Raw genomic sequence first — 23,569 nt, 5'->3', positions numbered from 1 at the left:
ATCAGCGCCCCAGCCGGAACACGCTCACGATCTCTGACAGCCGCGCCGCCTGGTGCTTGAGGCTGTCGGCCGCCGCCGCGCTCTGCTCCACCAGCGCGGCGTTCTGCTGGGTGACCTGGTCGAGCTGCATCACCGCCTCGCCCACCTGGCTGATACCGATGGTCTGCTCGCCCGTGGCGCTGGAGATTTCGCCAATCAGGTCGCTCACCCGCTGCACTTGGGCAACGATGTCTTCCATGCTCTGCCCGGCGTTGCTCACCAGCTGCGTGCCGTTTTCCACCTTCTCCACACTCGCGCCGATCAGGGCCTTGATCTCCTTGGCGGCCTCGGCGCTGCGCTGGGCCAGGCTGCGCACTTCGCTGGCCACCACGGCAAAGCCACGCCCCTGTTCACCGGCGCGTGCGGCCTCCACCGCCGCGTTCAGCGCCAGGATGTTGGTCTGGAATGCAATGCCGTCGATCACGCTGATGATGTCGGTGATCTTTCGGGACGCGACCGAAATATCCTGCATGGTGGTCACTACCTGGCCCACCACCTCGCCGCCCTTGACCGCGGCCTGTGATGCCGAGCCGGCCAGCGTCGCGGCCTTGCGCGCGGTGTCGGCGTTGTTCTTCACGGTGCTGGTGATCTGCTCCATGGAGGCGGCCGTTTCCTCCAGGTTGCTGGCCTGCTCTTCTGTGCGCTGGCTCAGGTCGGCATTGCCCATGGCGATCTCGCTGGAGCCCGTGGCAATGCTGTCGCTGCTGTGCCGCACATCGCCCACGATGCGCACCAGCGAGGTCTGCATGCCCTGCATGGCCCGCATCATCTCGGCCACCTCGCCCCGCCCCTGCACCTCGATGGGCTGGGACAGGTCGCCCTCGCCAATGCGCTGCGCCACTGCGCTCACCGCCCCCAGCGAGCGGCGGATGCGCTGCACCACCACCCACGACAGCACCACCAGCAGCGCGAGCCCCGCCACGCCGGCCACCAGCACCGTCATGCGGTAGGACTGGATGAGTTCAGCCGCCTCGGCCGCCTGCTCGGCCGAGCGGCGCACCTGGTAATCGACCATCTTGTCGGCAATGGCGTTGTACTTGTCCAGCACTGGGGCAAACGTGCCCAGCGCATAGGCGCGGGCCTGGGCCATGTCACCCGCCTTTTTCAGCTCCAGCGACTTGTCGCGCGTCTCCAGGTACGACTTGCGGATGGTCGCCAGCTCTTCCTGGATGCGAAGGCCCTCGGGGCTGTTCTCCAGCTCGGTGTAGCGCTTTTGCACCTTGCTGGTGTCGGCCGTGGTGGCCGCCATCGTGTCCTTGAAGTAGTTTTGCAGGTCATCGCCCTCGGTCTGGGCGATAGAGAACACGCGCGTGGAATTGACGGCGATGTTGCTGCGCCAGCGCAGCGCCAGTTGCAGCCTCTCCACTTGCTCTGATGCGAGATGGTCCACCGTGGCCCCCAGATGCTGCACCCGCACAAGACTGAGCACCAGCACCACCACCAGCGCCAACACCGCCACCCCCACGATCAAGCTGATCTGCTGCGCCACCGTCAATTGAGCGCCCACGGCCCCCCGGCCGGCGTGCTGGATGTGCTGGGTCATCGCGTGTCCTTGTGTAAGTTTTGTACGCCCAGGAAATGATCTGCCTGCGCAACGCAGTTGGCAACAGCGCCAAGCGCAGGGAAACCCTAAGAGCCTGTCCTACAGCCACCGCCCTTGCCTGCCTACACCGACAAAAAGCATCACGAGCCACAGTAGAGGCACAGGTCGAGCTTCAGCCGCCACTGCGGAAGGGGACCACGGCCTGACTCCACAACCATCAAGGAATCTCGCCATGAAAATCCGTCACATTCTTCTCGCGACCACTTGCACCGCGGCCCTGGCACTGGGTGGTTGTGCATCCAACCCCACCAACGCCCAAGTGGGCACTGGCGTCGGCGCCGTGGTCGGCGGCGTTGCCGGTAATGCCATCTTCGGCGGCCCCGTGGGCACCATCGGCGGTGCCGCAGCCGGCGCCCTCATCGGCCATGAGGTGGGTGAAGACCGCGACCAGCGTCGCCCCTACCGCCGTTAAATTTGCGGGGCGCTGAGCGCTCCCGCTGGATGCTCAGCACCTGTTTGGGCATCAAAAAAGCGGCAGGCGCATGATCCACATGCGCCTGCCGCTCTTGTTTTGGTAGCAGATGGGCGATCTTCATACCGTACGCGCCTGACGCCCTGCGCGCCAGGCACCAAAAATGGCGATCAGGCCCGGCACAAAAATCATCGCCCAGATGATCTTGTCCAGGTTCTCCTTAACCCATGCAAAGTTGCCGAAGAAGTACCCCGCCGTGGCAATGCCCAGCACCCACAGCAGCGCACCACCCACGTTGTACGCGGTGAACTTGGCACGGTTCATTTCGGCCACGCCCGCCACGAAGGGTGCAAACGTGCGGATGAAGGGCATGAAGCGCGCAATCACGATGGTGATGCCGCCGTAGCGCTCGTAAAACTCATGCGCCTGGTTGAACGCCCGGCGGTTGAACCAGCGCGAATCCTCCCACTGGAACACCTTGGGCCCAAAGTAGCGGCCGATCGAATAGTTGCATTGGTCGCCCAAAATGGCCGCCGCCAGCAGCACCGCGCACGCCAGCGGAAAGTTCATGAGACCCGCACCACACAGCGCACCCACGATGAACAGCAGCGAGTCGCCCGGCAGGAACGGCATCACCACCAGACCCGTTTCGACAAACACAATGGCAAACAGCAGCGCATACACCCACATGCCGTAGGTCTGCACAAACGCCTCCAGGTACTTGTCCACGTGCAGGATGAAGTCGATGAGAAAAGTGACAAGTTCCATGAAGAGGCAGGCCCGGCGCGGCGCGGAAAAAAGGTGGGCGCATTATCCCCATCCCGCCCGCCGCACCGCCCGATATCCCTGCACAGCCCCCGCCCTAAAATCCCCCGGGTGAACGACACCACCTCCTCCCTCGCAGCGGCGCAGCCCGCCTCCAGCCCCACGCCCCCAGCGCGCCGCCCCATCCGCGATCTGCCCGATGAGCTGATCAGCCAGATTGCAGCTGGCGAGGTGGTGGAGCGCCCGGCCTCAGTGGTACGCGAGCTGGTGGACAACGCGCTGGACGCGGGCGCCACGCAAATCACTGTGCGACTGTCGGCAGGTGGGGTGCGGCTGATCACGGTGGAAGACGATGGTGGTGGCATTCCGCAAGAAGAACTGCCCGTGGCCCTGCGCCGCCACGCCACCAGCAAGATCACCAACCTGAACGACCTGGAGACCGTGGCCACCATGGGCTTTCGGGGCGAGGCACTGGCGGCCATCGCCTCGGTGTCGGAGATGGCCCTGCTCTCGCGCCCGGCGGCTCAGGCCAGCGCCTTCTTGCTGGACGCACGCAGCGGCGAGCTGCGCCCCGCCGCACGCAGCACCGGCACCACGGTGGAGGTGAAGGAACTGTTCTTCTCCACCCCCGCGCGCCGCAAGTTCTTGAAGACCGACGCCACCGAGCTGGCGCACTGCATTGAATCGGTGCGCCGCCACGCGCTGGCGCGGCCCGATGTGGGCTTTGCCATCTGGCACGAGGGCAAGCTGGTGGAGCAGTGGCGCGCCACCTTCGTGCCCGGCCAGAGCGATGTACAGGTCGCCCATGACGCGCTGGCACGCCGCCTGTCGGATGTGCTGGGCGAAGACTTCGTCACCCAGTCGGTTGCTGTGCAGCACCGTGTGGGCCCCGTCACGGTCACCGGCCGCGCAGGGCTGCCCGACGCGGCCCGCTCGCGGCCCGACCACCAGTACTGCTACGTCAATGGCCGCTTTGTGCGCGACAAGGTCCTCACCCACGCGGCCCGCAGCGCCTACGAAGATGTGCTGCACGGTCACAAGCAGCCCATCTACGCGCTGTATGTGGAGATCGACCCCGCGCGTGTGGACGTGAACGTGCACCCCACCAAGATCGAGGTGCGCTTTCGCGACAGCCGAGAGGTGCACCAGGCCGTACGCCATGCGGTAGAAAACGCGCTCGCAGCGCCCCGCGCCGCCGCACTGGCAGCGGCTGCGGCGGCGCCCAACCCCACTACAGCCGGTGATGCGGAGCATTTCAAGCCCCAGACGCCTCAAGCGCCGGTGTGGAATGCCCAGGCTGCTATCAAATTTGAAGAACGGGGTCACCGAGTGGAAGATCTGGCGGCCTTGTGGGCGCCGCGCGGTACGCACTTTGCCAGCCCTAGGGCAGAGCCAGCGTCTGACGCTGCGGTGGGGGGACTGTGGGCGCCTTCGACCCAGGCCGATGCAAACGCAACAGCCACAGCGCCCACCACGCCCGAAACACCCGGGGCTTCTGGCACGGGGTGGGATAGCGTGCAGCCTGCCGGGGCAGCCTCACCCTTTGCAACGGCCAGTAGCCCGCCTCTCGCCAACAACCCGTCCACGGCCTGGCCCGTGGGCCGCGACGGCCAGGAAACCGCCTGGCCCCTGGGCAAGGCCGTGGCGCAGTTGCACGGCGTCTACATCCTGGCCGAAAACGCCCAGGGCATGGTGGTGGTGGACATGCACGCCGCCCACGAGCGCATCGTCTACGAGCGCCTGAAGGCCCAGGTGGACAGCGGCGCGCGCATTGCGAGCCAGCCCTTGCTGATCCCTGCCACCTTCGCCGCCACGCCACAGGAAGTCGCCACGGCCGAAGAGTCGGCCGAGGTGCTGGCCACGCTGGGACTGGAGGTGGTGCCCTTCTCCCCCAAGACCCTGGCCGTGCGCGCCGTGCCCACCACGTTGGCGCAGGGCGACCCGGTGGAGTTGGCCCGCAGCGTGCTGGCCGAGCTGGCCGCACACGACGCCACCACCGTGGTGCAGCGCGCCCGCAATGAAATCCTGGGCACCATGGCCTGCCACGGTGCCGTGCGGGCCAACCGCAAACTCACCATCGACGAGATGAACGCCTTGCTGCGCCAGATGGAAACCACCGACCGCTCCGACCAGTGCAACCATGGCCGCCCCACATGGCGGCAGCTGAGCATGAAGGAGCTGGATGCACTGTTCCTGCGTGGACGGTAGCGGCGGGCACCGCCCCGCCCGCGACATAGCCAGAGCCCCCTCCTCCAGCCATTGCCATCGCCCTCCATGACCTATCGTTGCAGCCCCGCCCCTACACCCGCCCTCAACCTGCTGGCGGCCACCACTGCCCTGTGCCTGGCCTGGCCCGCCCACGCCGGGCGCCCCCTGTCCGTGGACGATGCGGGCGTGGACGAGGTGGGCCAGGGCCACGTCGAAGTGTGGTGGGAGGGCCAGCGCGGCCAGCCCGGCACGGTGTCCATGGCCCCTGCGTTCACCCCCATTGCTGGACTGGAGCTGGGCGCCGTGTTGGCACGTGACCGCAACGAGCGCCATACCCTGCAAGGCGTGCAGGCCAAGTGGCTGTGGAGCCCCGCGCAAGAACAAGGCTGCAATGCAGGCAGCAGCGCCGGCGTCGTGCACCGGCGCCAAGGTGCCGGGCAGAGCGCAGGCAGCGTGGTCGCACTCAATCTCATCGGCACCTGCGCCGCGACCTGGGGCGTGGTCAATGCCAACCTGGGCAGCCAGCGCGAGCGCGGCCAGTCCTGGCGCGCCACCTGGGGCGCCTCGGTGGAGCGCACCTGGGGCGCCATCACGCCGCACCTGGAAGCCTTTGGCACCCAGCACAGCGCCCCCACGTTTCAGACCGGCGCCCGGTGGGAGTGGGCGCCCGGCAGGCAGCTCGACGCCACCATTGGCCGCCAGCAGGGGCGCACCGTGCTCAGCGTGGGGTTTGCGCTGGGGTTCTGACCCCGCACCACACCGCCGCATGAAAAAAGCCCGCCGAAGCGGGCTTTTTGACGGGTGCGCAGAACGCTACTTAGTAGCGTGCAGTGGCCTCTTTCAGTTGTCCCGCGCTGCCTTGGCCGTGTCGGCAAAGTCGCTGAACACGCCGTCCACACCCAGGTTGTAGAACAGCTTGTATTCGGCCTTGGGGTCGCCCTTGAAGTCCGAGGCCAGGCGCTTGGCTTCGTTGCGGAAGGTGTAGGCGTGCACGAACAGGCCTTCGGCGTGGGCGTTCTTCACCACGTCGGTGGGCGCCATCATCACGCGGTCGCGTTCGTCGATCTTGCCGTCGCCATTCAGGTCGTCGGGCTTGCCGTCCTTGTTGGCATCCACTTGCTTGGAGGGGATCAGGTAGGGCTTCCAGGGGCCAATGCCGTCGGCATAGGTCTTGACTTCCTTGAGGCCCGCGGGGGTCAGCAGGCTGGCGAAGGTGCGCGAGTCACCGGCCACGGCAAAGTCATAGGGCTTGTCGTACGGAGCCACCAGCGACATGGTGCCATCGGGATTCACATCGTCTGCGTCAACCAGCTGCACCAGGCGCACCTGGGTCTTGGTGCGCAGGTACTTGAGGTTGGAGACTTCGAACGACTGGATGATGACGGGTGAGCTCTTGGAGGTGTAGCCGTACTTGGCCAGGATGGTCAGCAGGCGGTCTTCCAACGGCAGGCCTTGCTTGACGTGGTAGGTGGGGTGCTTGGTCTCGGGGTACACGCCCACGGTGCGGCCCGCCTTGGCGCCTTCGGTCTTGGCCAGGTCCAGCACTTCTTCAAAGGTGGGGATCTGGAACTTGCCGTTGTACGACTGGTCGCGGTCGGACAGGGGCTGGATGGCGCGCAGGGTCTTGAGTTCGGCCAGGGTGAAGTCGGTGACAAACCAGCCTTCTTCCTCTACGCCGTCCACCACTTTCTTGGTCTTGCGGCTGGCGAATTCGGGGCGGGTGGAGACATCGGTGGTGCCGGTGATGTTGGGCTCGTGGCGGGCGACCAGCACACCATCCTTGGTGGCCACCAGATCGGGCTCGATGAAGTCGGCGCCCATGTCGATGGCCAGCTTGTAGCCTTCCAGCGTGTGGTCGGGCCGGTAGCCCGCCGTGCCGCGGTGGCCGATCACCAGGGGCTTGTCGCCGTTCAGGGTGGGGTACGGATAGTTGTCGCTGCCGCCGCAGGCTGCCAGCGTGGCCACCATGGCCAGCGCGCCCCATTTCACACCAGTGATGTGCATGCTCTTCTCCTCGCTATGTTGTTGGTAGAACCGCCGAACTGTGGCGTCGGCATGTGACAAGGCCATGACGTTGGCTTGACCAACGGATGACGGCCGAACCACCCGCCAAACGCACCAACATGTGGCAAATATCCCGGCCACATTCCCCACCATTGTGCATAGACATCGGCATGAACGTATAACTTTTGGACATAATTCGATGTTGCAGTGCGCCAAACCGGTGCATGGCTGCCTTCGATGTTGTTGACCCTTTACTGCTGAAAGCCCTTTGAACCATGAAACACGCGACCGCCGAGAGCTTCCTTTCCCACGTGGCGCTCCGCAATCCCGGCCAGCCGGAATTCCTGCAAGCTGTCACCGAAGTGATGGAAAGCCTGTGGCCGTTCATCGCGCAGCACCCCCGCTATGCTGAGCACGGCCTGCTGGAGCGGCTGGTGGAGCCCGAGCGCGTCGTGATGTTCCGCGTGTCCTGGGTGGACGACCATGGCGCCGTACAGGTCAACCGCGGCTACCGCATCCAGCACAGCATGGCCATTGGCCCCTACAAGGGCGGCCTGCGCTTTCACCCATCCGTCAACCTGTCGGTGCTCAAGTTCCTGGCGTTTGAGCAGACCTTCAAGAACGCACTGACCACGCTGCCCATGGGCGGCGGCAAGGGCGGCTCCGACTTCGACCCCAAGGGCAAGAGTCCTGCCGAAGTCATGCGCTTTTGCCAGGCCTTTGTGACCGAGCTGTACCGCCACGTGGGTCCGGACACCGATGTGCCCGCTGGCGACATCGGCGTGGGCGGCCGTGAGGTGGGTTTCATGGCGGGCATGTACAAGAAGCTGGCCAACAATGCGGCCAGCGTGTTCACCGGAAAGGGCCTGTCGTTCGGCGGCTCGCTGATCCGCCCTGAGGCCACAGGCTATGGCACCGTGTACTTCGCGCAAGAGATGCTCAAGACCCGGGGCCGCTCGTTCGATGGCCTGCGCGTGTCGGTGTCGGGCTCGGGCAACGTGGCGCAGTACGCCGTTGAGAAGGCCATGCAACTGGGTGCCAAGGTCATCACGGTGTCGGACTCCAGCGGCACCATCATTGACGAAGAGGGCTTCACGCCTGAAAAGCTCGCCATCCTCATGGACGTCAAGAACCACCTGTACGGCCGCGTGAGCGATTACGCCGCACGCACAGGCGTGAAGTTCGAGGCCGGTGTCCGCCCCTGGCACGTGAAGGTGGACGTGGCCTTGCCCTGCGCCACGCAAAACGAGCTGGACGAGAACGACGCGAAAACGCTCATCCAGAACGGCGTGGTCTGCGTGGCCGAGGGCGCCAACATGCCCTCGACCATCGAAGCCGCCAAGGCGTTTGAGGCCGCTGGCGTGCTCTACGCCCCCGGCAAGGCCAGCAATGCGGGTGGCGTAGCCACATCGGGCCTGGAGATGAGCCAGAACTCGGCCCGCCTATCCTGGCCGCGCGAAGAGGTGGAAGCCCGCCTGCTGCAGATCATGCAGGGCATCCACGCGGCCTGCCTGCAATATGGCAAGCGTGCCGACGGCAGCGTGAGCTACATCGACGGTGCCAACATCGCCGGCTTTGTGAAGGTGGCCGACGCCATGCTGGCGCAAGGCGTGGTGTAGGCCCCAGCAGGGCCTTAGAGCCTGTTCGCAAAGCAAATCACTGGGGCTTCGGCCCCTTTGTTTTTGGCGCGCGGCGCAGTGCAGGCTATGCTGCACCTGGAAACAAATACGCACACTTTGGGGAGTCCGGCATGGAAATCTTCAGCTTCTTGAACGTCATGGTCGAAAAAGGAGGCTCGGACCTCTTTTTCAGTGTCGGCGCGCCGGTCAATCTCAAGATCGAAGGGGTCACCCACCCGTTGAAGATGCCCGCCTTGCTGCCCGGCCAGGTCAAGCAACTGGCCTACTCGGTCATGAACGAAAAGCAGATCGGCGAGTTCGAGGCCAAGCAGGAGATGAACCTGTCGATCTCGGCCGAGAACCTGGGGCGCTTCCGGGTCAACGTGTTTGTGCAGCGCGGCGAAACCGGCATGGTGGTGCGCTACATCAAGAACAAGATCCCGCCACTGGCCGCACTGGGCCTGCCCCCGGTGCTGGAAAAGCTGGTGCTGCGCAAGCGTGGCCTGGTGCTGGTGACCGGCGCCACCGGCTCGGGCAAATCGACCACGCTGGCGTCGATGATCAACTACCGCAACGAGAACGTCACGGGCCACATCCTCACCATCGAAGACCCGCTGGAGTTCTTGCACGCGCACAAGCGCTCGGTGGTGGACCAGCGCGAGGTGGGCATCGACACGCAGTCGTACGAAGAAGCCCTGAAGAACGCGCTGCGCGAGGCACCCGACGTGATCATGATCGGCGAGATCCGCGACCGCAACACCATGAAGCAGGCCATTGCCTATGCCGAGACGGGCCACCTGTGCCTGTCCACGCTGCACGCCAACAATGCCAACCAGGCCATGGAGCGGGTCATCAACTTCTTCCCCGAGGATGCGCACCACCAGCTGCTGATGGACCTGAGCCTGAACCTGGCTGGCGTGATCTCGCAGCGCCTGATCCCCGGCCTGCACGAAAAGCTGGTGCCTGCGGTGGAGGTAATGCTCAACTCGCCCTACATCGCGGACCTGATCGCCAAGGGCGAGTTTTCGGGCATCAAGGAGGCCATGGGCCACAGCACCGAGATAGGCATGTGCACCTTTGACCAGGCGCTGTACCAGCTCTACACCGACGGCCGCATCTCGCTGGACGAGGCCCTGCACAACGCGGACTCGCGCACCGACCTGGCGCTGCGTGTGCGCCTGGCGGCCGGCGTGACCACGCAGGATGCAGGAGAGCTTTCCATCGATACCTCCTCGCCCATGCAGTCGGCCTCGCGGCTGTCGTGAACGGCGTGCTGGCGCCGGCGCCGGGACGGCGCCAGGGGTATCGTCTGCTCTACCACTGCAAGCCACCGGCTCCCGTGCTTGATGCTCACCGAACTTTTGTACCTGCGCCAGAATCTGTCGGACGATGAAACGAATCCCTCTCCTTGCATCCCTGGCGCTGGCAGTGGCCGTGAGCGTGGGTTGCGCCACACTCGACGCCAAACAGCGTGAATGGATCTTCCAGCCCAGCGACCGCAGCTGGGGCGGCGCGCCGTCCACCGAAGGCATGCAGGACGTGTGGATCGAATTCACCTCCGACACCACCGGCAAGGCCGAGCGCCTGCACGGGCTGTGGTTGCCCCACACAAAGGCCAGCGCGCCGGTGATGCTGTACCTGCACGGCGCGCGCTGGAACGTGGCGGGCTCTTCAGGCCGCATCCGGCGCATGCAGGAGCTGGGCTTTTCGGTGCTGGCCATCGACTACCGGGGCTTTGGGCGCAGCAGCGCAGGCCTGCCGTCCGAAACCACCGCCGCCGAGGACGCCCGTGCCGCCTGGAACTGGCTGGCCGAGCAGCACCCGGACAAGCCCCGCTACATCTTCGGCCACTCGCTGGGCGGCGCCATCGCCATCGACCTGGCACGCCAGGTGCCGGATGAAAAGGGCACCATCGTCGAAGGCACTTTCACCAGCATCCCCGACGTGGTCAGCACCTTCAAGTGGGGCTGGTTGCCTGTGTCACCGCTCATCACGCAGCGGTTTGAATCCATCCGCAAGGTGGCCGACATCGGCTCGCCGCTGCTGGTGGTGCATGGCAGCGACGACAGCCTGATCCGCCCCGCGCTCGGCCGCCAGCTGTACGAGGCAGCGCGAGAACCCAAGCAGTTTGTACTGGTGGAAGGCGGCTCGCACCACAACACCAACTCTGTGGGGCAGCGGCAGTACCGTGAGGCCGTGGCCTCGCTGTTTCACCTGAAGTAGGCGCAGCGGGTCGACGCGACATTTCGGCCGCGACGTCCCAACTGCGCAATGTCAACGGCGCACCGCCAGCGCCAGCGCCGCCCAGGCCTTGAGGGTGAGCGGGTGGGTAAAGCCTGCCCCCGCCACAGGGTGGGACGACAGCTTGACCACCACCATCTCGGCAGCCGGATTCACGTGGATGAACTGGCCGTGGATGCCCGCAGCCTCGTAGGCACCATCGGCGTTGTGCAGCACCCACCACTGGTTGCGGTAGCTGTAGCCGGGCCGAAAGGCCATGCCACCCATCTTGAACTTCTCGCGGTCGCCGCCCTTGGCGGTGTCGTTGATCACGGCCTTGTCAAAAATCTTCTGGCCGTTGAAGCTGCCGCCCAGGCGCAGCATCTCGCCAAACCGCGCCAGGTCGCGCGCCGTGGCGTTGAGGCCTGCGCCCTGCAGCGGCGTGCCCACGCTGTCCACCATCACATGCGCATCTTCCTCGGTGCCCAGCTTTTGCCAGATGTTGTCGCTCATCAACTCCGCCCAGTGTTTGCCAGTGGCGCGCGACACGATCCAGCCCAGCACCTCCGAATGCACGGTGCGGTACACAAACCCGGCGCCGTGTTCGCCTTCCTTCTTGAGCGTCTTGAGGAAGTCGTACACATTGGTCGGCCCCTGGTAGCCCGGCGGACGGGGCAGCAGACCGCTGGACCAGCTGTAGCCAAAGATCTCGGTGGTCGGGTCGGTGTAGACCTCGCGGAAGCGCACGGCGCCCGTCATGTCCATCACATCGCGCACCTTCATGTCGCCCCAGGCCGATTCGGCCAGCTCCGGCACGTACTTGGTCACCAGCGCCTCGGGGTCGATCTTGCCCTCGTGCGCCAGCTGCGCCGCCATGAGCCCGGTGAACGACTTGGTGACCGAGAACAGCAGATGCGGCGAGTAGGGCTTCATCTGGTTGTCGTAGCGCTCGTACACCACGCGGCCCTTGTGCATCACCACCAGCGCATCGGTGTAGGTACGGGTGAACCATTGGTCCACCGTGATGGGCTGGCCCTTGTCGTCATCGAATGCCACAGCGCCCAGTGGTCGTGGGTCGGCCGGCAGCGCCGACGGCGCGGCACCGCCCCGGCGGATATTGCGCGTGGGCTGCAGCTCGCGCAGGTGCTGCACAGCCCAGCGCAGCTGCGGGTATTTGTACGAGTTGCTCAGGTCCACCCGCTGCGCCCCCTCGGGCGGGAAGGTGCTCATGTAGCCCAGCTTGTCCAGCGTCACAGTCTCTGGCGCAGGCAATGCCGGGGCCTGCGCCTGGGCTGGGGCCGACAAGGCCACACCCAGCGCCGCCACGGCGCAAGCGGTTTGCCACAGCGTTGCAGCGGCTGTGCCAGAACGCCGGGGCGGTGCAGAGCGCACTGAGGGATGGGGGTACGCCAAGGAGGCGCTGTGGATCTTGTGCATGTCTTGTCTCCTCTTTATGTTGTGTTGTGCAGCATCTGGGCGCGGTACCCCTCAGAACAGCGTCCAAGGCTCGTCGGTCCGCCAGCCACCGCGCCGCCATGGTGCTTCGCCCTGCACTCGCCAGGATGTCACCGGTGCGACCTCTGTCATACACAAATCTGCGCAAGTTCTCACGGGCCCACGGCAATCAACCTGCCAGTGGCGCGCCCACCCCTTCTGGTACGCTCAGACAGATATGTCTGCCCCCTCCGCCACCGCAGCGTCTGCGGCCGCCCCTGTCTCGATCCATCCCGGCCTGGCCATTCTGGTGCTGGCCCTGCTGCTGTCCATCCAGCCCGTCACCACCGACCTGTATCTGCCCGCCCTGCCCGCGCTCACCCGCAGCCTGGGCGCCCCCATGGCGGCCGCGCAGCTCACGCTCAGCGGGCTGTTGCTGGCGTTCGGTTGCTCGCAAATGGTGTGGGGCCCGCTGTCTGACCGCTTTGGCCGCCGCCCCATCCTGCTGGCAGGGCTCACCATTTACACCGTGGCCTCGCTGGGCAGTGCCTTTGCGCCGACCATGGGTCTCCTCATTCTGTGGCGCATCGCCCAGGGTGCTGCCATGGGCGCCGTGGTGATGTGCGCGCGCGCCATCGTGCGCGACCTGTACACCCCGCTGGAGGGCGCCCGCGCCATGTCCAAGGCGCTCACGGGGCTGGGCATCGTGGCCTGCATCTGCGCGCCCATGGGTGGCCTGCTGAGCGAATGGCTGGGCTGGCGCGCTGCGCTGCTGGCACTCACGGTGTATGCCGTGGTCACGCTGGCGCTGGTGGCGTTGCGCTTGCCCGAGACCCTGGCCCACCGCAACCCCCAAGCGCTGCAGCCCAGTGCGCTGGTGGGTACCTGGCAACAGGTGTTGCGCAGCCCCACCTTCTGGGCGTTTTCGCTGCAGACCACGGCCACCTACGGCGGCCTGTTCACGTTTCTGGCGTCGTCCTCGTTCGTTTACATCGATGTGCTCGGCCTTACGCGCACCATGTACGGCTGGGTCATGGCCTCGGCCTGCGTGGCCTACTTTGGGGGCACCTTTGTGTGCCGCGCGCTGCTGGCGCGCTTTGGCTTGCAGCGCACAGTCGCCATTGCCGGGGCCTTGAGCGCCGGTGGCGGCACGCTGATGGCGCTGGTGGCCTGGATGGGCTGGCACCAGCCCTGGGCGCTGACGCTGCCGTTCTACCTGTTCATGGTGGGGCACGGCATCCACCAGCCCTGCGGGCAAAGCGGCGCGGTGGGGCCCTTCCCCAAGGCGGCCGGCGTGGCATCGGCATTGAACGGTTTCATGATGATGCTGGCGGCGTTTGCCATCGGCGGCTGGCTGGGGATGCGGCTTGATGGCACGGTGTGGCCGCTGGTCAATGGCATCTGGTTCTGGTCGGTGGCACTGGCCGTGATCTCGTGGACCCTGGTGCAGAAGTTTGGAGCGCCCCGTGAGCACGCCTGACACCCTCCCCACCATCGCTCTGGCGGGCCCCACGGCATCAGGCAAGACGGCCGGCGCGCTGGCGCTGGCTGCCGTGCTGGGCAAGCAGGGCAGGCCGGTCGAGATCATCAGCGTGGACTCGGCCCTGGTGTACCGGGGCATGGACATTGGCACCGCCAAACCCACGCCCGAAGAGCGCGCCGCCGTGCCCCACCACCTCATCGACATCCGCGACCCGCTGCAGGCCTACAGCGCTGCCGAGTTTGTGCAGGACGCCACCCGGCTCATCACCGAGATCCGCGCGCGCGGCGCACTGCCGCTGCTGGTGGGCGGCACCATGCTGTACTTCAAGGCGCTGTTTGATGGCATCGACGACATGCCCGCCGCCGACCCCGAGGTGCGCGCCAAGATCGAAGCCCAGGCGGCCGAGCAAGGCTGGCCCGCCCTGCACGCCGAGCTGGCGCGCGTGGACCCGGTGACGGCGGCTCGCCTGGCCCCCGGCGACAGCCAGCGCATCCAGCGCGCGCTGGAGGTGTGGCATGTCTCGGGCCAGCCGCTGTCGAGCTTTCACACTACCAAAACAGGAGCTAACAGCGCTTTACCAGAAAGCGCTAGAGCCCTTTTTTCCTTGGAGCCCGACAACCGGGCCTGGCTGCACGAGCGCATCGCCCAGCGTTTTGACGCCATGCTGGCCGGTGGCTTCATTGACGAGGTAACGGCCCTGCGCGCACGCGGCGACCTCCACCCCGACTTGCCATCGATGCGCTGCGTGGGCTACCGGCAGGTGTGGGAAGAACTCGACTTCCAGGCCAGCCGCCCCGCTGGCACGCCGCTGAACACCGCCTTCTTGCGCGAGCGCGGCATTGCCGCCACGCGCCAGCTGGCCAAGCGCCAGATCACCTGGCTGCGCAGCATGCCGCAGCGCCACGCCATCGCCTGCGACCAGCCCCACGCCGTGGCCCACCTGGTGCAGGCCGTGCTGCAGCGACTGGAGCAGCGCACGCCATGACGCTGCTGCGTGTGCAGAACCTGGGCAAGCACTACGGCAGCACGCCGGTGTTTGCCAACGTGCAGTTCGCCGTGGCGCCGGGCGAGTTTGTGGCCATCGTGGGCGATTCGGGCGTGGGCAAGTCCACGCTGCTCAACTGTCTGGCAGGCCTCGATACCTGGGACGCCGGCAGCATCACCCACGGCACCACCGACCTGGGCCAGCTGGACGACACTGCCCGCGCCCTGTGGCGCCGTGCCCATGTGGGTTTTGTGTTCCAGGCCTTCCACGTGCTGCCGCACCTGGACGTGGCACAGAATGTGGCACTGCCGCTGATGCTGCTGGGCCAAACTGACGCGGCCCGGGTGCAGCACATGCTGGCCGCCGTGGGCCTGGAAGGTCTGGGCGCACGGCTGCCTCAGCAGCTCAGCGGCGGGCAGCTGCAGCGTGTGGCCATCGCCCGCGCGCTGGTGCACCGCCCCGCCCTGCTGCTGGCCGACGAGCCCACCGGCAACCTCGACCCCACCACCGCCACGCGCGTGATGGACCTGCTGCTGGCCCAGACGCGAGAGCACGGCGCATCGCTGGTGCTGGTCACCCATTCCGACGCCGCCGCAGCGCGGGCCGACCGGGTGCTGCGGCTCACGGCCAGCGGTATTGCCGAATAGACAGAGTCCTGTTGCAGCCAAAGCTGCTTCGGGCACTTATTCGATGTTCAGGCGCTGCGCCGCCTTGTTCACCTTCTTGGGCAGGTTCAGCGTCAGCACGCCGTTGTCGTACTTGGCCTTGGCCTGCGCGGCGTCCACGTCGGCAGGCAGCTGGAAGCTGCGGGCTACGGCGCCGAAGTAGCGCTCGCTGCGCAGCACCTTTTCGCCTTCCCGCTTTTCATCGTGCTGGCGCACCTCGGCGCGCAGGCTCACCACATTGCCTTCGAGCGAGACATGGATGTCCTCCTTGGCCACGCCGGGCACTTCGGCCTGCACCGTGTAGCCGCTTTCGGTTTCCTTCACATCCACCTTGATCTGGCTGGGCGAAGGCAGGTTGTCGCCATGCAGCGGACGCACGTAAAAGCCGGGGGCAATGTCCTTGAAGAAATCGTCAAACAGACTGCCGCGGGTCACAAGAGAGTTCATGGTTTTGGCTCCTGAAAAGGGGTTGAAACAGACAACTGAGCCTGCGCAGGAGGGCGGGCCCTGCCTCCAAGATAGGCGCAGCCTTTCAGCACTTCAAGAGGGTGCAAAACGCAAGGTTGATATGCATCAAACGCTGCTGCACCAGTCCCCTGCGGCCACAATGCAGCCCATGCTCGCCCTGCTCCGCACCTTCTCCTGGCAAGACCTGCGCCACCACCCCTGGCGCAGCGCCGCAGCGGTGGCGGCCGTGATGCTCGGTGTGGCGCTGGCGTTTGCGGTGCACGTGATCAATGCGTCTGCGCTGGACGAGTTCTCGCAGGCCGTGCGCGCCGTCAACGGTCAGCCCGACCTGGAGCTGCGCGCCATGCAAGGCGGCCTGCCCGAGGCGCTGTACGAACGCCTCGCCACCGACCCGCAAGTGGCCCGCGCCAGCCCGCTGCTGGAGCTGGCCATCGTGGCGCAGGCGGGCGATGCCGCCACCGCCACCGGCCCGGCCCGCATACCGCTGCGCGTGCTGGGTGCCGACGCATTGCTTCTGCCCACCCTGGCCCCTGCACTGATGCCACGGGCGTGGGACACGGCCGACCGCTTTGCCATGTTTGCACCGGCCACCGTGTTTCTCAACACCGCAGCGCTGCAGGCGCTGGGGCTGTCCACCGCCGCGCCCGCGCAGCTGCCGCAGATCACGCTCCATGCCGGTCTGCAGGCAACGCTGTCCGTGCAGGTGGCGGGCACCGTGGCCGCCGGGGGCGCGCCGCTGGCGGTGATGGACATCGGCGCCGCACAAGACTTGTTTGGGCGCCAGGGCGCGCTCACGCGCATTGACCTGCAGCTGCAGCCCGGCACCGACGCCACCGCCTGGCAGCGCACGCTGCGCGCCGAACCCGGCTGGCCCGCCAACGCCGTGTTTGCGCAGCCGGGCGACGCGGCGCAGCGCATCAGCAACCTCTCGCGCGCCTACCGCGTCAACCTCACGGTGCTGGCGCTAGTGGCACTGTTCACCGGGGCGTTTCTGGTGTTCTCGGTGCTGGCGCTCAGCGTGGCGCAACGTGGGCCGCAGTTTGCGCTGCTGGCCGTGCTGGGTGCCACACCGCGCCAGCGCCTGCTGCTGGTACTGGCCGAATCGGCGGCGCTGGGGCTGCTGGGCAGCGTGCTCGGAATTGCTCTCGGCACCGCCCTGGCGGCCACGGCGCTGCAGCTGCTGGGCGGCGACCTGGGCGGCGGCTACTTTGCAGGCGTGCAGCCCGCGCTGCAGTGGAGCGCCCCCGCCGCGCTGGTGTACGGCGCGCTGGGCGTGGCAGCGGCTTTGGCAGGCGGCTGGTGGCCCGCACGCGCAGCGCAAAGGCTGCCACCGGCCCAGACCCTGAAAGGCCTGGGCACCACCGCCAGCCAGGCCGACAAAGGCACGGTAGGCATCGCCCTGGCGACTGGCGGTGCAGCGCTGACCCTGGTCCCACCCGTTTTCGGCATTCCACTGGCAGCCTATGTTGCCATCGGGATGCTGCTTGTGGGCGGCATCGGCTTGCTGCCCTGGGTCATGGCCGAGCTGCTGGCATGGCTGCAACCGCTGGCGGCGCGCCATGCACTGCCGCTGCTGGCGCTGGAGCGCGCGCGGCGCATGCGCGGCAGCGCCGCCATTGCCGTGGGCGGCGTGGTAGCCAGCCTCAGTCTGGCTGTGGCGCTGACGGTGATGGTGTCGAGCTTTCGCGGCTCCGTGACCCAGTGGCTGGATGCCGTGCTGCCATCGCCGCTGTACGTGCGCTCTGCCATCAGCGCGGGCGGCACGGGCGGCTCCGACGCCGCATTGCTGCCCGCCGGCTTTGCCGAAGCCGTAGCCCAGTTGCCGGGCCTGGATCGCGTACACGCCCTGCGCGCCAGCCCGCTGCAGCTCTCGCCCACCCTGCCCGCCCTCACGGTGCTGAGCCGCCCGCTGGGCGACGACCCGGCGCAGGTCCTGCCTTTGGTGGGCAACGCCCTGCCCGTGCCCGCGGGCCGCACCGGCGTGTACATCAGCGAGGCTGTGGTAGACCTGTACGGCCTGCGCCCCGGCATGGAGTGGCCCGCACTTTCCAAGTCTTTTATGCCCCTGGCGCTTGATGGACAAGCGCAACCAGCTATCTTTTACATAGCAGGCGTCTGGCGCGACTACGCCCGGCAGTCCGGCGCCGTGGTGATGGACCGCGCCGTGTGGCTGCGCCTGACTGGCGACGCCCGCACCAGCGACCTGGCCCTGTGGCCCAGCGAGGGCGCAGACATTGGCGCACTGCAGGCGTCGATACGCGCACTGGCCGCTGCACAGGCAGGCCGTTCACGCAGCAACACGCCGCAAGGCGCCAGCGATAGCGGCAGCGACAACGACGCCCTGGTGGAGTTCGCCTCGTCCGGCGCCATCCGCGAACGCTCGCTGCGCATCTTCGACCGCAGCTTTGCCGTTACCTACTGGCTGCAGGCCGTGGCCATCGGCATCGGCCTGTTCGGCGTGGCCGCCAGCTTCAGCGCCCAGGTGCTGGCGCGCCGCAAGGAGTTCGGCCTGCTCGCCCACCTGGGCCTCACGCGACGGCAGATCCTGACCGTTGTGGCGGGCGAAGGGGCTGCGTGGACTGCGGTGGGCGCGGCGGCGGGCTTGCTGCTGGGGCTGGCTGTGTCGGTCGTGCTGGTGCACGTGGTCAACCCGCAGAGTTTTCACTGGACGATGGATTTGGCGGTGCCGGGGGGGAGGTTGCTGGGGTTGTGTGCTGCGGTGATTGTGTCGGGCACGGTCACTGCGTGGCTGGCGGGGCGGGCGGCGGCGGGGAGGGATGCGGTGATGGCGGTGAAGGAGGATTGGTGAGACGCGATGAGGATGACGCGATGCGCCGCGCCCGGTTGACCGCCACTGAGCCTCACAGCAGCTTTCCGCAGTCAACCGGCCTTTCTCCCTGTCACGGATGAGGTCGCTCAGTTGTTCGCCGTGGTCGGGTCAATGATTTGCGAAATCTCGGTGATTTTGGCCACGGGGATACCGCTGAGCTCCGCATGCGCGCGAATGGTTGCCTCGCTATCTGCCAGGTAAATACAGAAAGTCCTGTCGCCCGCCACGTAGCTGTGTTGCCACTGGATGGTGGGCCCGATCTTGGCAATGGCCTGGTTCGATGCGCGTGCGGCGCCACAAAGTTCAACGATCGACATACCCCCGACTCCCGGGATATCACGCTCGATCAAGAAACGCTTCAGTTGAGACATCGCTCTACTCCTTCGTGGTTGATAAGGAGTGCATCTTCAGCCTCCGCCCACCTGGCATCAAGCTAAATAATCTTGATGCAGTGAACGAAAAGCTTTAGTCTGACCGCATGGACCAACCCAGCCACCTGCGGGCGTTGCAGGCTCTTGAACTTGCGCTGCGTACCGGTTCGCTGACCGGTGCTGCTTCCCGGCTCGCCATCACGCCAGCGGCAGTCGGGCAGCGGGTGAAGGCGCTGGAGGACTATCTGGGCATCGATCTTCTGGTGAGAGGTCGATCCGGCCTGCAGCCCACGCCGGAACTGAGCGGCGCACTGCCCCATCTGCACGCCGCATTTCGCGAGCTGGCGCTAGCAGCGGATCTGCTCGAATTGCAGAAGGGGCAGCAGATACGCATTGCCGCCGCGAGTGACATCGTTGAGTTGTGGCTAGCCCCACGGCTGTTGGCATTCCAGGCCAGGCACCCCAACATTCAGCTGGAGATCAACGGAGAAGGGGAACCACGGCGGCGCATGGTGGCTGCAGACTGCGAAATCTTCTTCGGGCCCATCGGCAGCGTCCGCGCTGGCGAGGACCGACCCGGCGAGCTGCTGTTTCACGACCTTGTGCTGCCCGTCACCTCTCCCGAGAACGAACACCGTGTCGAAGCCAAGGGCGGCGAGACGCGACTAGAGGGCTTTCCACTCCTGCATGTGGACTTCTACCGCAACGATCCGGATTCACCGAAGTGGGCCGAATGGCTCGCATCCGAGAAACTGGTACGGACAGCGCCCGAGCGCGGGATTCGATTCCAGCGCGTCGCGCCTGCGGTGGACGCCGTGATGGCCAACGCAGGTTTCGCACTTTGCGGCATTGCGCTGCTGCGCGGGGCGATTGATGCGGGACGGCTCTCGCTGCCGTTTCCGGTGTCGAGCGGCCGCCGTACATCGCATGCTTTCCAGGTGCGTTTTCGTGCCGAAACTCTGCAGCGCCCGCAGTTGAGGCGCTTTCGCCAATGGTTGCTGGACGAAGCCGGTGAGACCCGGCGCTGGCTGGAAACCCTCGGTGGATAAGGGCGACGGCATGTCTCGGGTTTTATGGTTCAAGACGTCTGGGCAGGGCCGAAACCAGCCAACTACCTAAGGGTGAGATTCGTACGGCATGCACGACAATCCCTGCATGACCAGCCCCAGCAGCCCCTGGCTTCACGAAGCCATCGCCCGCATCGAAGCCGACTACCAGCGCAGTGCCGACACCCACCTGATCCCCCTGCGCCTACCCGCCTTCGCGGCCCACGGCATCGACCTGTACCTCAAGGACGAATCCACCCACCCCACGGGCAGCCTGAAGCACCGGCTGGCACGGTCACTCTTCCTGTACGCGCTGTGCAATGGCTGGGTGCACGAGGGCTCGACCATCGTCGAATCCTCCAGCGGCTCCACGGCGGTGAGCGAGGCTTACTTTGCGCGGCTGCTGGGGCTGCCGTTTGTGGCGGTGATGCCGCGCAGTACCTCGCCGGAGAAGGTGGCGCAGATCGAGTTCCAGGGCGGGCGCTGCCACTTTGTCGACAGCGCGGGCGATGTGTACGACGCGGCCCGGGCGATTGCCGGGGAGACCGGTGGCCACTACATGGACCAGTTCACTTATGCCGAGCGCGCGACCGACTGGCGGGGCAACAACAACATTGCCGAGAGCATGTTCACGCAGATGGCGCGCGAGCCGCACCCGGTGCCGCGCTGGATTGTGGTGGGCGCGGGCACGGGCGGCACCAGTGCCACCATTGGCCGCTATGTGCGCTACCAGCGCCATGCCACGCAGGTGTGTGTGGCCGACCCGGCGGGGTCGGTGTTCAGCGCCTACCACCGCACGGGCGATGCCCAGATGACGGCACCAGGATCGCGCATTGAAGGCATTGGCCGCCCGCGTGTGGAGCCGAGCTTTATCCGCACGCTGGTGGACCGTATGGTGGACGTGGCGGACTGCGAATCCATTGCCGCCATGCGCGCGCTGTCGCAGTTGCTGGGGCGGCGCGTGGGTCCATCTACGGGCACCAACTTTATGGCCATGCTCACACTGGCCAGCGAGATGCGCGAGCGGGGCGAGCGCGGCTCCATCCTGTCGCTGCTGTGTGATGCGGGCGAACGGTATCTGCCCACGTACTTCGACACGGCATGGGTGGACCGCACGTTTGGCGATTGCTCGGCTGCGCAGCAGAAGGTGGATGGCCTGATCGGTTGATGCCAGCCACGCACTGCACCATGCCCTCCCACGCATTGCCCCCAGGTTCTTTGCCGCTCGCCCCCGGCCCCATGGTCACGCGCCGGCAATGGCTGACCCAGCAGATGCCCTGGGGCCTGGCGGCCGTGGGGGCTGCTGGGTGGCTGCCCCCTGCCGCGCATGCCTTGCCGGCACGCACGCTGGTCTTTCCGCGTGACCACGGCAGCCACCCGGAGCTGCGCACCGAGTGGTGGTACATCACCGGCCATGTGCAGGCGCAGGGGCAGCCTTGGGGTTTTCAGATCACGTTCTTCCGCTCGCGGGTGGATGGCACGCAGCAGCTGCAGTCCGCCTTTGCGGCCAAACACTTGCTGTTTGCGCACGCCGCCATCACCGATGTGCGTGGCCAGCGGCTGGTGCATGACCAGCGGATTGCGCGTGCAGGTTTTGGGGTGGCGCAGGCCAGTGAGGCCGACACCCGCATCCGCCTGCAGGACTGGACGCTGGAACGCAGCGACACCGCACGCGGAAAGCCAGACTTTGCAGCCAGCCGCTACACCACCCACATCGTGGGTAGCGAGTTTGGGCTGGACCTGGTGTTTGACAGCACCCAGCCCGTGCTGCTGCAGGGACAGCAAGGGCTGTCCCGCAAGGGGCCGGACGCCGAGCAGGCCAGCTATTACTACAGCCAGCCCCAGCTCGCTGTCAGCGGCACCTTGCAGGTGGCCAACAAGCGCATGGCGGTGACGCCCGACACCGGCCGCGCCTGGATGGACCACGAGTGGAGCGAGGCACTGCTGCACCCTGACGCCCAGGGGTGGGATTGGATTGGCATGAACCTGCACGACGGCAGCGCGCTCACGGCTTTTCGCCTGCGGCGCGCTGACGGCACGGCGTTGTGGGCGGGTGGATCGTGGCGGGCGCCGGGGCAGCCGGTGCAGGTGTTTGTGGCGCAGTCTGTGGCGTTCACGCCCTTGCGGTGGTGGACCAGCCCACACAGTGGCGCGCGCTACCCGGTGCAATGGCAGGTGCAAACGCCCGCGGGTACTTTTGCCGTGAATGCGCTGCTGGACAGCCAGGAGCTGGACAGCAGCGGGTCGACGGGTGCGATCTATTGGGAAGGGCTGTCGGACCTGATGGACGCCAAAGGCCAACCCGTGGGCAGGGGGTACCTGGAGATGACCGGATACGCAAAGCCGCTGCGCCTGTGAAGGCTGCAGCGGCTTGATGTCAGAAAGATACCGCCAAACCGGACGGTGTCACCCCTTCAATGCTTGGCAGAGTTGCCTGCGCGGCGTTGTGCCAGCCAGGCGATGATCTCGCCCATGATGCCGCGGCGGAAGGCCAGCACGCAGATCACGAAGATGAGGCCTGTGACCATGGTGACAGACTCGCCCAGGGTCTTGAACCATTCCACGCTGGTCAGTGCGGCCAGCAGGTTGCCAAACTCGCCAATCTTGTTCTCCAGCAGCACGACCACAGCCGAGCCGATGAGCGGGCCCGACAGCGTGCCCAGGCCACCCACCAGCGTCATCAAGATGACCTGGCCCGAGGCCGTCCAGTGCACGTCCGACAGCGTTGCAAAGCCCAGCACCAGCGTTTTGAGCGCGCCGGCGAGACCCGCAAGGGCAGCCGACAGCACAAAAGCGAGCAGCTTGAAGCGGTGCGTGTCGTAGCCTAGCGAAATGGCGCGGGGCTCGTTCTCCTTGATGCCCTTGAGCACCTGGCCAAACGGCGAGTGGATGGTGCGCACGATCAGCATGAACGCAGCGACCACGATGACCAGCGCCACGTAGTACATGACCAAGTCACTCTTGAGATCAATCACGCCAAACAGCTTGCCGCGCGGCACGCCTTGCAGGCCGTCTTCACCGCCCGTGAAAGGAGCTTGCAGGCAGGCGAAGAACAGCATCTGCGCCAGCGCCAGTGTGATCATGGAGAAGTAGATGCCCTGGCGGCGAATGGCCAGCCAGCCAAACAGCAGGCCCAGCAACGCGCCCCCGGCGGTGCCGAGCAGCAAGCCCACTTCAGGCGTCAGGCCCCACACCTTGATGGCGTGGCCGGCAACATAGGCAGCGCCACCCAGGAAGGCCGCATGGCCGAACGACAGCAGGCCGGTGTAACCAAGCAGCAGGTTGAACGCAGAAGCAAACAGTGCAAAGCACATGAGCTTCATCACAAAGACCGGATACGCACCGAGAAAAGGCGCAGCAATGAGGGCCAGCAACAGCAGGCCGTAACCGATGGTGGCAGTGTTCTTGGAATTCATG

The 23,569-nt window shown here is 66.3% G+C and carries 20 protein-coding genes; 13 read left to right on the top strand and 7 right to left on the bottom strand.

The window, feature by feature from the left end; genetic code table 11:
• Window position 1: 1 nt before the first annotated feature.
• Window positions 2-1,582 carry a methyl-accepting chemotaxis protein gene (locus tag ACODSM_RS03805; protein ID WP_295942135.1) on the bottom strand — a complete coding sequence of 527 codons (1,581 nt, stop codon included), beginning with the start codon at window positions 1,580-1,582 and terminating at the stop codon, window positions 2-4.
• Window positions 1,583-1,814: 232 nt separating this feature from the next.
• Here ACODSM_RS03805 and ACODSM_RS03800 point away from each other — a divergent pair, with 232 nt between their 5' ends.
• Entirely contained in the window at window positions 1,815-2,054 is a 240-nt protein-coding gene (locus ACODSM_RS03800) for a YMGG-like glycine zipper-containing protein (RefSeq protein WP_015013308.1), read from the top strand.
• Between the two features lie 120 nt (window positions 2,055-2,174).
• Here ACODSM_RS03800 and ACODSM_RS03795 read toward each other — a convergent pair whose 3' ends face one another.
• The gene (locus ACODSM_RS03795) at window positions 2,175-2,822 is read right to left on the bottom strand and encodes a DedA family protein (RefSeq protein WP_209817105.1); all 648 of its coding nucleotides are present in this window, start codon (window positions 2,820-2,822) and stop codon (window positions 2,175-2,177) included.
• A 108-nt stretch (window positions 2,823-2,930) separates the two neighbouring features.
• Here ACODSM_RS03795 and mutL point away from each other — a divergent pair, with 108 nt between their 5' ends.
• Together mutL and ACODSM_RS03785 are read left to right on the top strand one after the other, a co-directional pair.
• The gene (gene mutL, locus ACODSM_RS03790) at window positions 2,931-5,027 is read left to right on the top strand and encodes a DNA mismatch repair endonuclease MutL (protein WP_488804368.1); all 2,097 of its coding nucleotides are present in this window, start codon (window positions 2,931-2,933) and stop codon (window positions 5,025-5,027) included.
• Between the two features lie 66 nt (window positions 5,028-5,093).
• Entirely contained in the window at window positions 5,094-5,774 is a 681-nt protein-coding gene (locus ACODSM_RS03785) for a hypothetical protein (protein ID WP_476017244.1), read from the top strand.
• A gap of 93 nt (window positions 5,775-5,867) precedes the next feature.
• Here ACODSM_RS03785 and ACODSM_RS03780 read toward each other — a convergent pair whose 3' ends face one another.
• A complete protein-coding gene (locus ACODSM_RS03780) occupies window positions 5,868-7,031 on the bottom strand; it encodes a glycerophosphodiester phosphodiesterase (protein WP_488804367.1) in 1,164 nt (387 codons plus the stop codon).
• Window positions 7,032-7,306: 275 nt separating this feature from the next.
• Here ACODSM_RS03780 and gdhA point away from each other — a divergent pair, with 275 nt between their 5' ends.
• The 3 genes from gdhA (at window position 7,307) to ACODSM_RS03765 (ending at window position 10,873) form a co-directional block, all read left to right on the top strand.
• Window positions 7,307-8,650: an NADP-specific glutamate dehydrogenase gene (gene gdhA / locus ACODSM_RS03775; protein ID WP_488804366.1), complete on the top strand. Its 1,344-nt coding sequence runs from the start codon at window positions 7,307-7,309 to the stop codon at window positions 8,648-8,650.
• 131 nt (window positions 8,651-8,781) lie between these two features.
• Entirely contained in the window at window positions 8,782-9,915 is a 1,134-nt protein-coding gene (locus tag ACODSM_RS03770) for a PilT/PilU family type 4a pilus ATPase (protein WP_488804365.1), read from the top strand.
• Between the two features lie 124 nt (window positions 9,916-10,039).
• Entirely contained in the window at window positions 10,040-10,873 is an 834-nt protein-coding gene (locus tag ACODSM_RS03765; RefSeq protein ID WP_488804364.1) for an alpha/beta hydrolase, read from the top strand.
• A 51-nt stretch (window positions 10,874-10,924) separates the two neighbouring features.
• Here ACODSM_RS03765 and ACODSM_RS03760 read toward each other — a convergent pair whose 3' ends face one another.
• Window positions 10,925-12,307, bottom strand: a complete 1,383-nt coding sequence (locus ACODSM_RS03760; RefSeq protein WP_488804363.1) for a serine hydrolase domain-containing protein — start codon at window positions 12,305-12,307, stop codon at window positions 10,925-10,927.
• A 235-nt stretch (window positions 12,308-12,542) separates the two neighbouring features.
• Here ACODSM_RS03760 and ACODSM_RS03755 point away from each other — a divergent pair, with 235 nt between their 5' ends.
• From ACODSM_RS03755 to ACODSM_RS03745, 3 genes are read left to right on the top strand one after another with little or no spacing between them, the layout of a single operon-like run.
• Entirely contained in the window at window positions 12,543-13,784 is a 1,242-nt protein-coding gene (locus ACODSM_RS03755) for a multidrug effflux MFS transporter (protein WP_488804362.1), read from the top strand.
• Entirely contained in the window at window positions 13,771-14,772 is a 1,002-nt protein-coding gene (gene miaA / locus ACODSM_RS03750; RefSeq protein WP_209817115.1) for a tRNA (adenosine(37)-N6)-dimethylallyltransferase MiaA, read from the top strand. The genes ACODSM_RS03755 and miaA overlap by 14 nt, the downstream gene beginning before the upstream one ends.
• Window positions 14,769-15,419: an ABC transporter ATP-binding protein gene (locus tag ACODSM_RS03745; RefSeq protein WP_209817116.1), complete on the top strand. Its 651-nt coding sequence runs from the start codon at window positions 14,769-14,771 to the stop codon at window positions 15,417-15,419. Before miaA ends, ACODSM_RS03745 begins: the two co-directional genes overlap by 4 nt.
• Window positions 15,420-15,455: 36 nt before the next feature.
• On the opposite strand, the gene ACODSM_RS03740 is transcribed toward ACODSM_RS03745, so the two are convergent.
• Window positions 15,456-15,884 (bottom strand): Hsp20/alpha crystallin family protein, encoded by a 429-nt coding sequence (locus ACODSM_RS03740; RefSeq protein WP_015013295.1) that lies wholly within the window; start codon window positions 15,882-15,884, stop codon window positions 15,456-15,458.
• Window positions 15,885-16,044: 160 nt separating this feature from the next.
• Here ACODSM_RS03740 and ACODSM_RS03735 point away from each other — a divergent pair, with 160 nt between their 5' ends.
• The gene (locus ACODSM_RS03735; RefSeq protein WP_488804361.1) at window positions 16,045-18,714 is read left to right on the top strand and encodes an FtsX-like permease family protein; all 2,670 of its coding nucleotides are present in this window, start codon (window positions 16,045-16,047) and stop codon (window positions 18,712-18,714) included.
• Window positions 18,715-18,821: 107 nt separating this feature from the next.
• Here ACODSM_RS03735 and ACODSM_RS03730 read toward each other — a convergent pair whose 3' ends face one another.
• On the bottom strand, window positions 18,822-19,106 hold the full coding sequence (locus ACODSM_RS03730; RefSeq protein ID WP_015013293.1) for a DUF4242 domain-containing protein: 285 nt from the start codon (window positions 19,104-19,106) through the stop codon (window positions 18,822-18,824).
• 107 nt (window positions 19,107-19,213) lie between these two features.
• Between ACODSM_RS03730 and ACODSM_RS03725 the strand changes: the two genes are divergently transcribed.
• The 3 genes from ACODSM_RS03725 (at window position 19,214) to ACODSM_RS03715 (ending at window position 22,510) form a co-directional block, all read left to right on the top strand.
• Window positions 19,214-20,155 (top strand): LysR family transcriptional regulator, encoded by a 942-nt coding sequence (locus tag ACODSM_RS03725; protein ID WP_488804360.1) that lies wholly within the window; start codon window positions 19,214-19,216, stop codon window positions 20,153-20,155.
• A 106-nt stretch (window positions 20,156-20,261) separates the two neighbouring features.
• The gene (locus ACODSM_RS03720) at window positions 20,262-21,320 is read left to right on the top strand and encodes a PLP-dependent cysteine synthase family protein (protein WP_488804359.1); all 1,059 of its coding nucleotides are present in this window, start codon (window positions 20,262-20,264) and stop codon (window positions 21,318-21,320) included.
• Window positions 21,321-21,340: 20 nt separating this feature from the next.
• Entirely contained in the window at window positions 21,341-22,510 is a 1,170-nt protein-coding gene (locus ACODSM_RS03715) for a lipocalin-like domain-containing protein (protein WP_488804358.1), read from the top strand.
• Between the two features lie 56 nt (window positions 22,511-22,566).
• On the opposite strand, the gene ACODSM_RS03710 is transcribed toward ACODSM_RS03715, so the two are convergent.
• Complete coding sequence (locus ACODSM_RS03710) at window positions 22,567-23,568, bottom strand: branched-chain amino acid ABC transporter permease (RefSeq protein ID WP_488804357.1); 1,002 nt, start codon at window positions 23,566-23,568, stop codon at window positions 22,567-22,569.
• Between the last annotated feature and the right edge of the window lies 1 nt (window position 23,569).

The organism is Acidovorax sp. FG42 (genome assembly GCF_057809195.1).
This window is presented reverse-complemented; position numbering and strand designations above follow the sequence as displayed.

What these genes read in the sequence shown, in the direction of transcription:
- ACODSM_RS03805 (WP_295942135.1), bottom strand. Translation starts at nt 1,582, where the DNA reads ATGACCCAGCACATCCAGCACGCCGGCCGGGGGGCCGTGGGCGCTCAA.
- ACODSM_RS03800 (WP_015013308.1), top strand. Translation starts at nt 1,815, where the DNA reads ATGAAAATCCGTCACATTCTTCTCGCGACCACTTGCACCGCGGCCCTG.
- ACODSM_RS03795 (WP_209817105.1), bottom strand. Translation starts at nt 2,822, where the DNA reads ATGGAACTTGTCACTTTTCTCATCGACTTCATCCTGCACGTGGACAAG.
- ACODSM_RS03785 (WP_476017244.1), top strand. Translation starts at nt 5,094, where the DNA reads ATGACCTATCGTTGCAGCCCCGCCCCTACACCCGCCCTCAACCTGCTG.
- ACODSM_RS03780 (WP_488804367.1), bottom strand. Translation starts at nt 7,031, where the DNA reads ATGCACATCACTGGTGTGAAATGGGGCGCGCTGGCCATGGTGGCCACG.
- gdhA (WP_488804366.1), top strand. Translation starts at nt 7,307, where the DNA reads ATGAAACACGCGACCGCCGAGAGCTTCCTTTCCCACGTGGCGCTCCGC.
- ACODSM_RS03770 (WP_488804365.1), top strand. Translation starts at nt 8,782, where the DNA reads ATGGAAATCTTCAGCTTCTTGAACGTCATGGTCGAAAAAGGAGGCTCG.
- ACODSM_RS03765 (WP_488804364.1), top strand. Translation starts at nt 10,040, where the DNA reads ATGAAACGAATCCCTCTCCTTGCATCCCTGGCGCTGGCAGTGGCCGTG.
- ACODSM_RS03760 (WP_488804363.1), bottom strand. Translation starts at nt 12,307, where the DNA reads ATGCACAAGATCCACAGCGCCTCCTTGGCGTACCCCCATCCCTCAGTG.
- ACODSM_RS03755 (WP_488804362.1), top strand. Translation starts at nt 12,543, where the DNA reads ATGTCTGCCCCCTCCGCCACCGCAGCGTCTGCGGCCGCCCCTGTCTCG.
- ACODSM_RS03745 (WP_209817116.1), top strand. Translation starts at nt 14,769, where the DNA reads ATGACGCTGCTGCGTGTGCAGAACCTGGGCAAGCACTACGGCAGCACG.
- ACODSM_RS03740 (WP_015013295.1), bottom strand. Translation starts at nt 15,884, where the DNA reads ATGAACTCTCTTGTGACCCGCGGCAGTCTGTTTGACGATTTCTTCAAG.
- ACODSM_RS03735 (WP_488804361.1), top strand. Translation starts at nt 16,045, where the DNA reads ATGCAGCCCATGCTCGCCCTGCTCCGCACCTTCTCCTGGCAAGACCTG.
- ACODSM_RS03730 (WP_015013293.1), bottom strand. Translation starts at nt 19,106, where the DNA reads ATGTCTCAACTGAAGCGTTTCTTGATCGAGCGTGATATCCCGGGAGTC.
- ACODSM_RS03725 (WP_488804360.1), top strand. Translation starts at nt 19,214, where the DNA reads ATGGACCAACCCAGCCACCTGCGGGCGTTGCAGGCTCTTGAACTTGCG.
- ACODSM_RS03720 (WP_488804359.1), top strand. Translation starts at nt 20,262, where the DNA reads ATGACCAGCCCCAGCAGCCCCTGGCTTCACGAAGCCATCGCCCGCATC.
- ACODSM_RS03715 (WP_488804358.1), top strand. Translation starts at nt 21,341, where the DNA reads ATGCCCTCCCACGCATTGCCCCCAGGTTCTTTGCCGCTCGCCCCCGGC.
- ACODSM_RS03710 (WP_488804357.1), bottom strand. Translation starts at nt 23,568, where the DNA reads ATGAATTCCAAGAACACTGCCACCATCGGTTACGGCCTGCTGTTGCTG.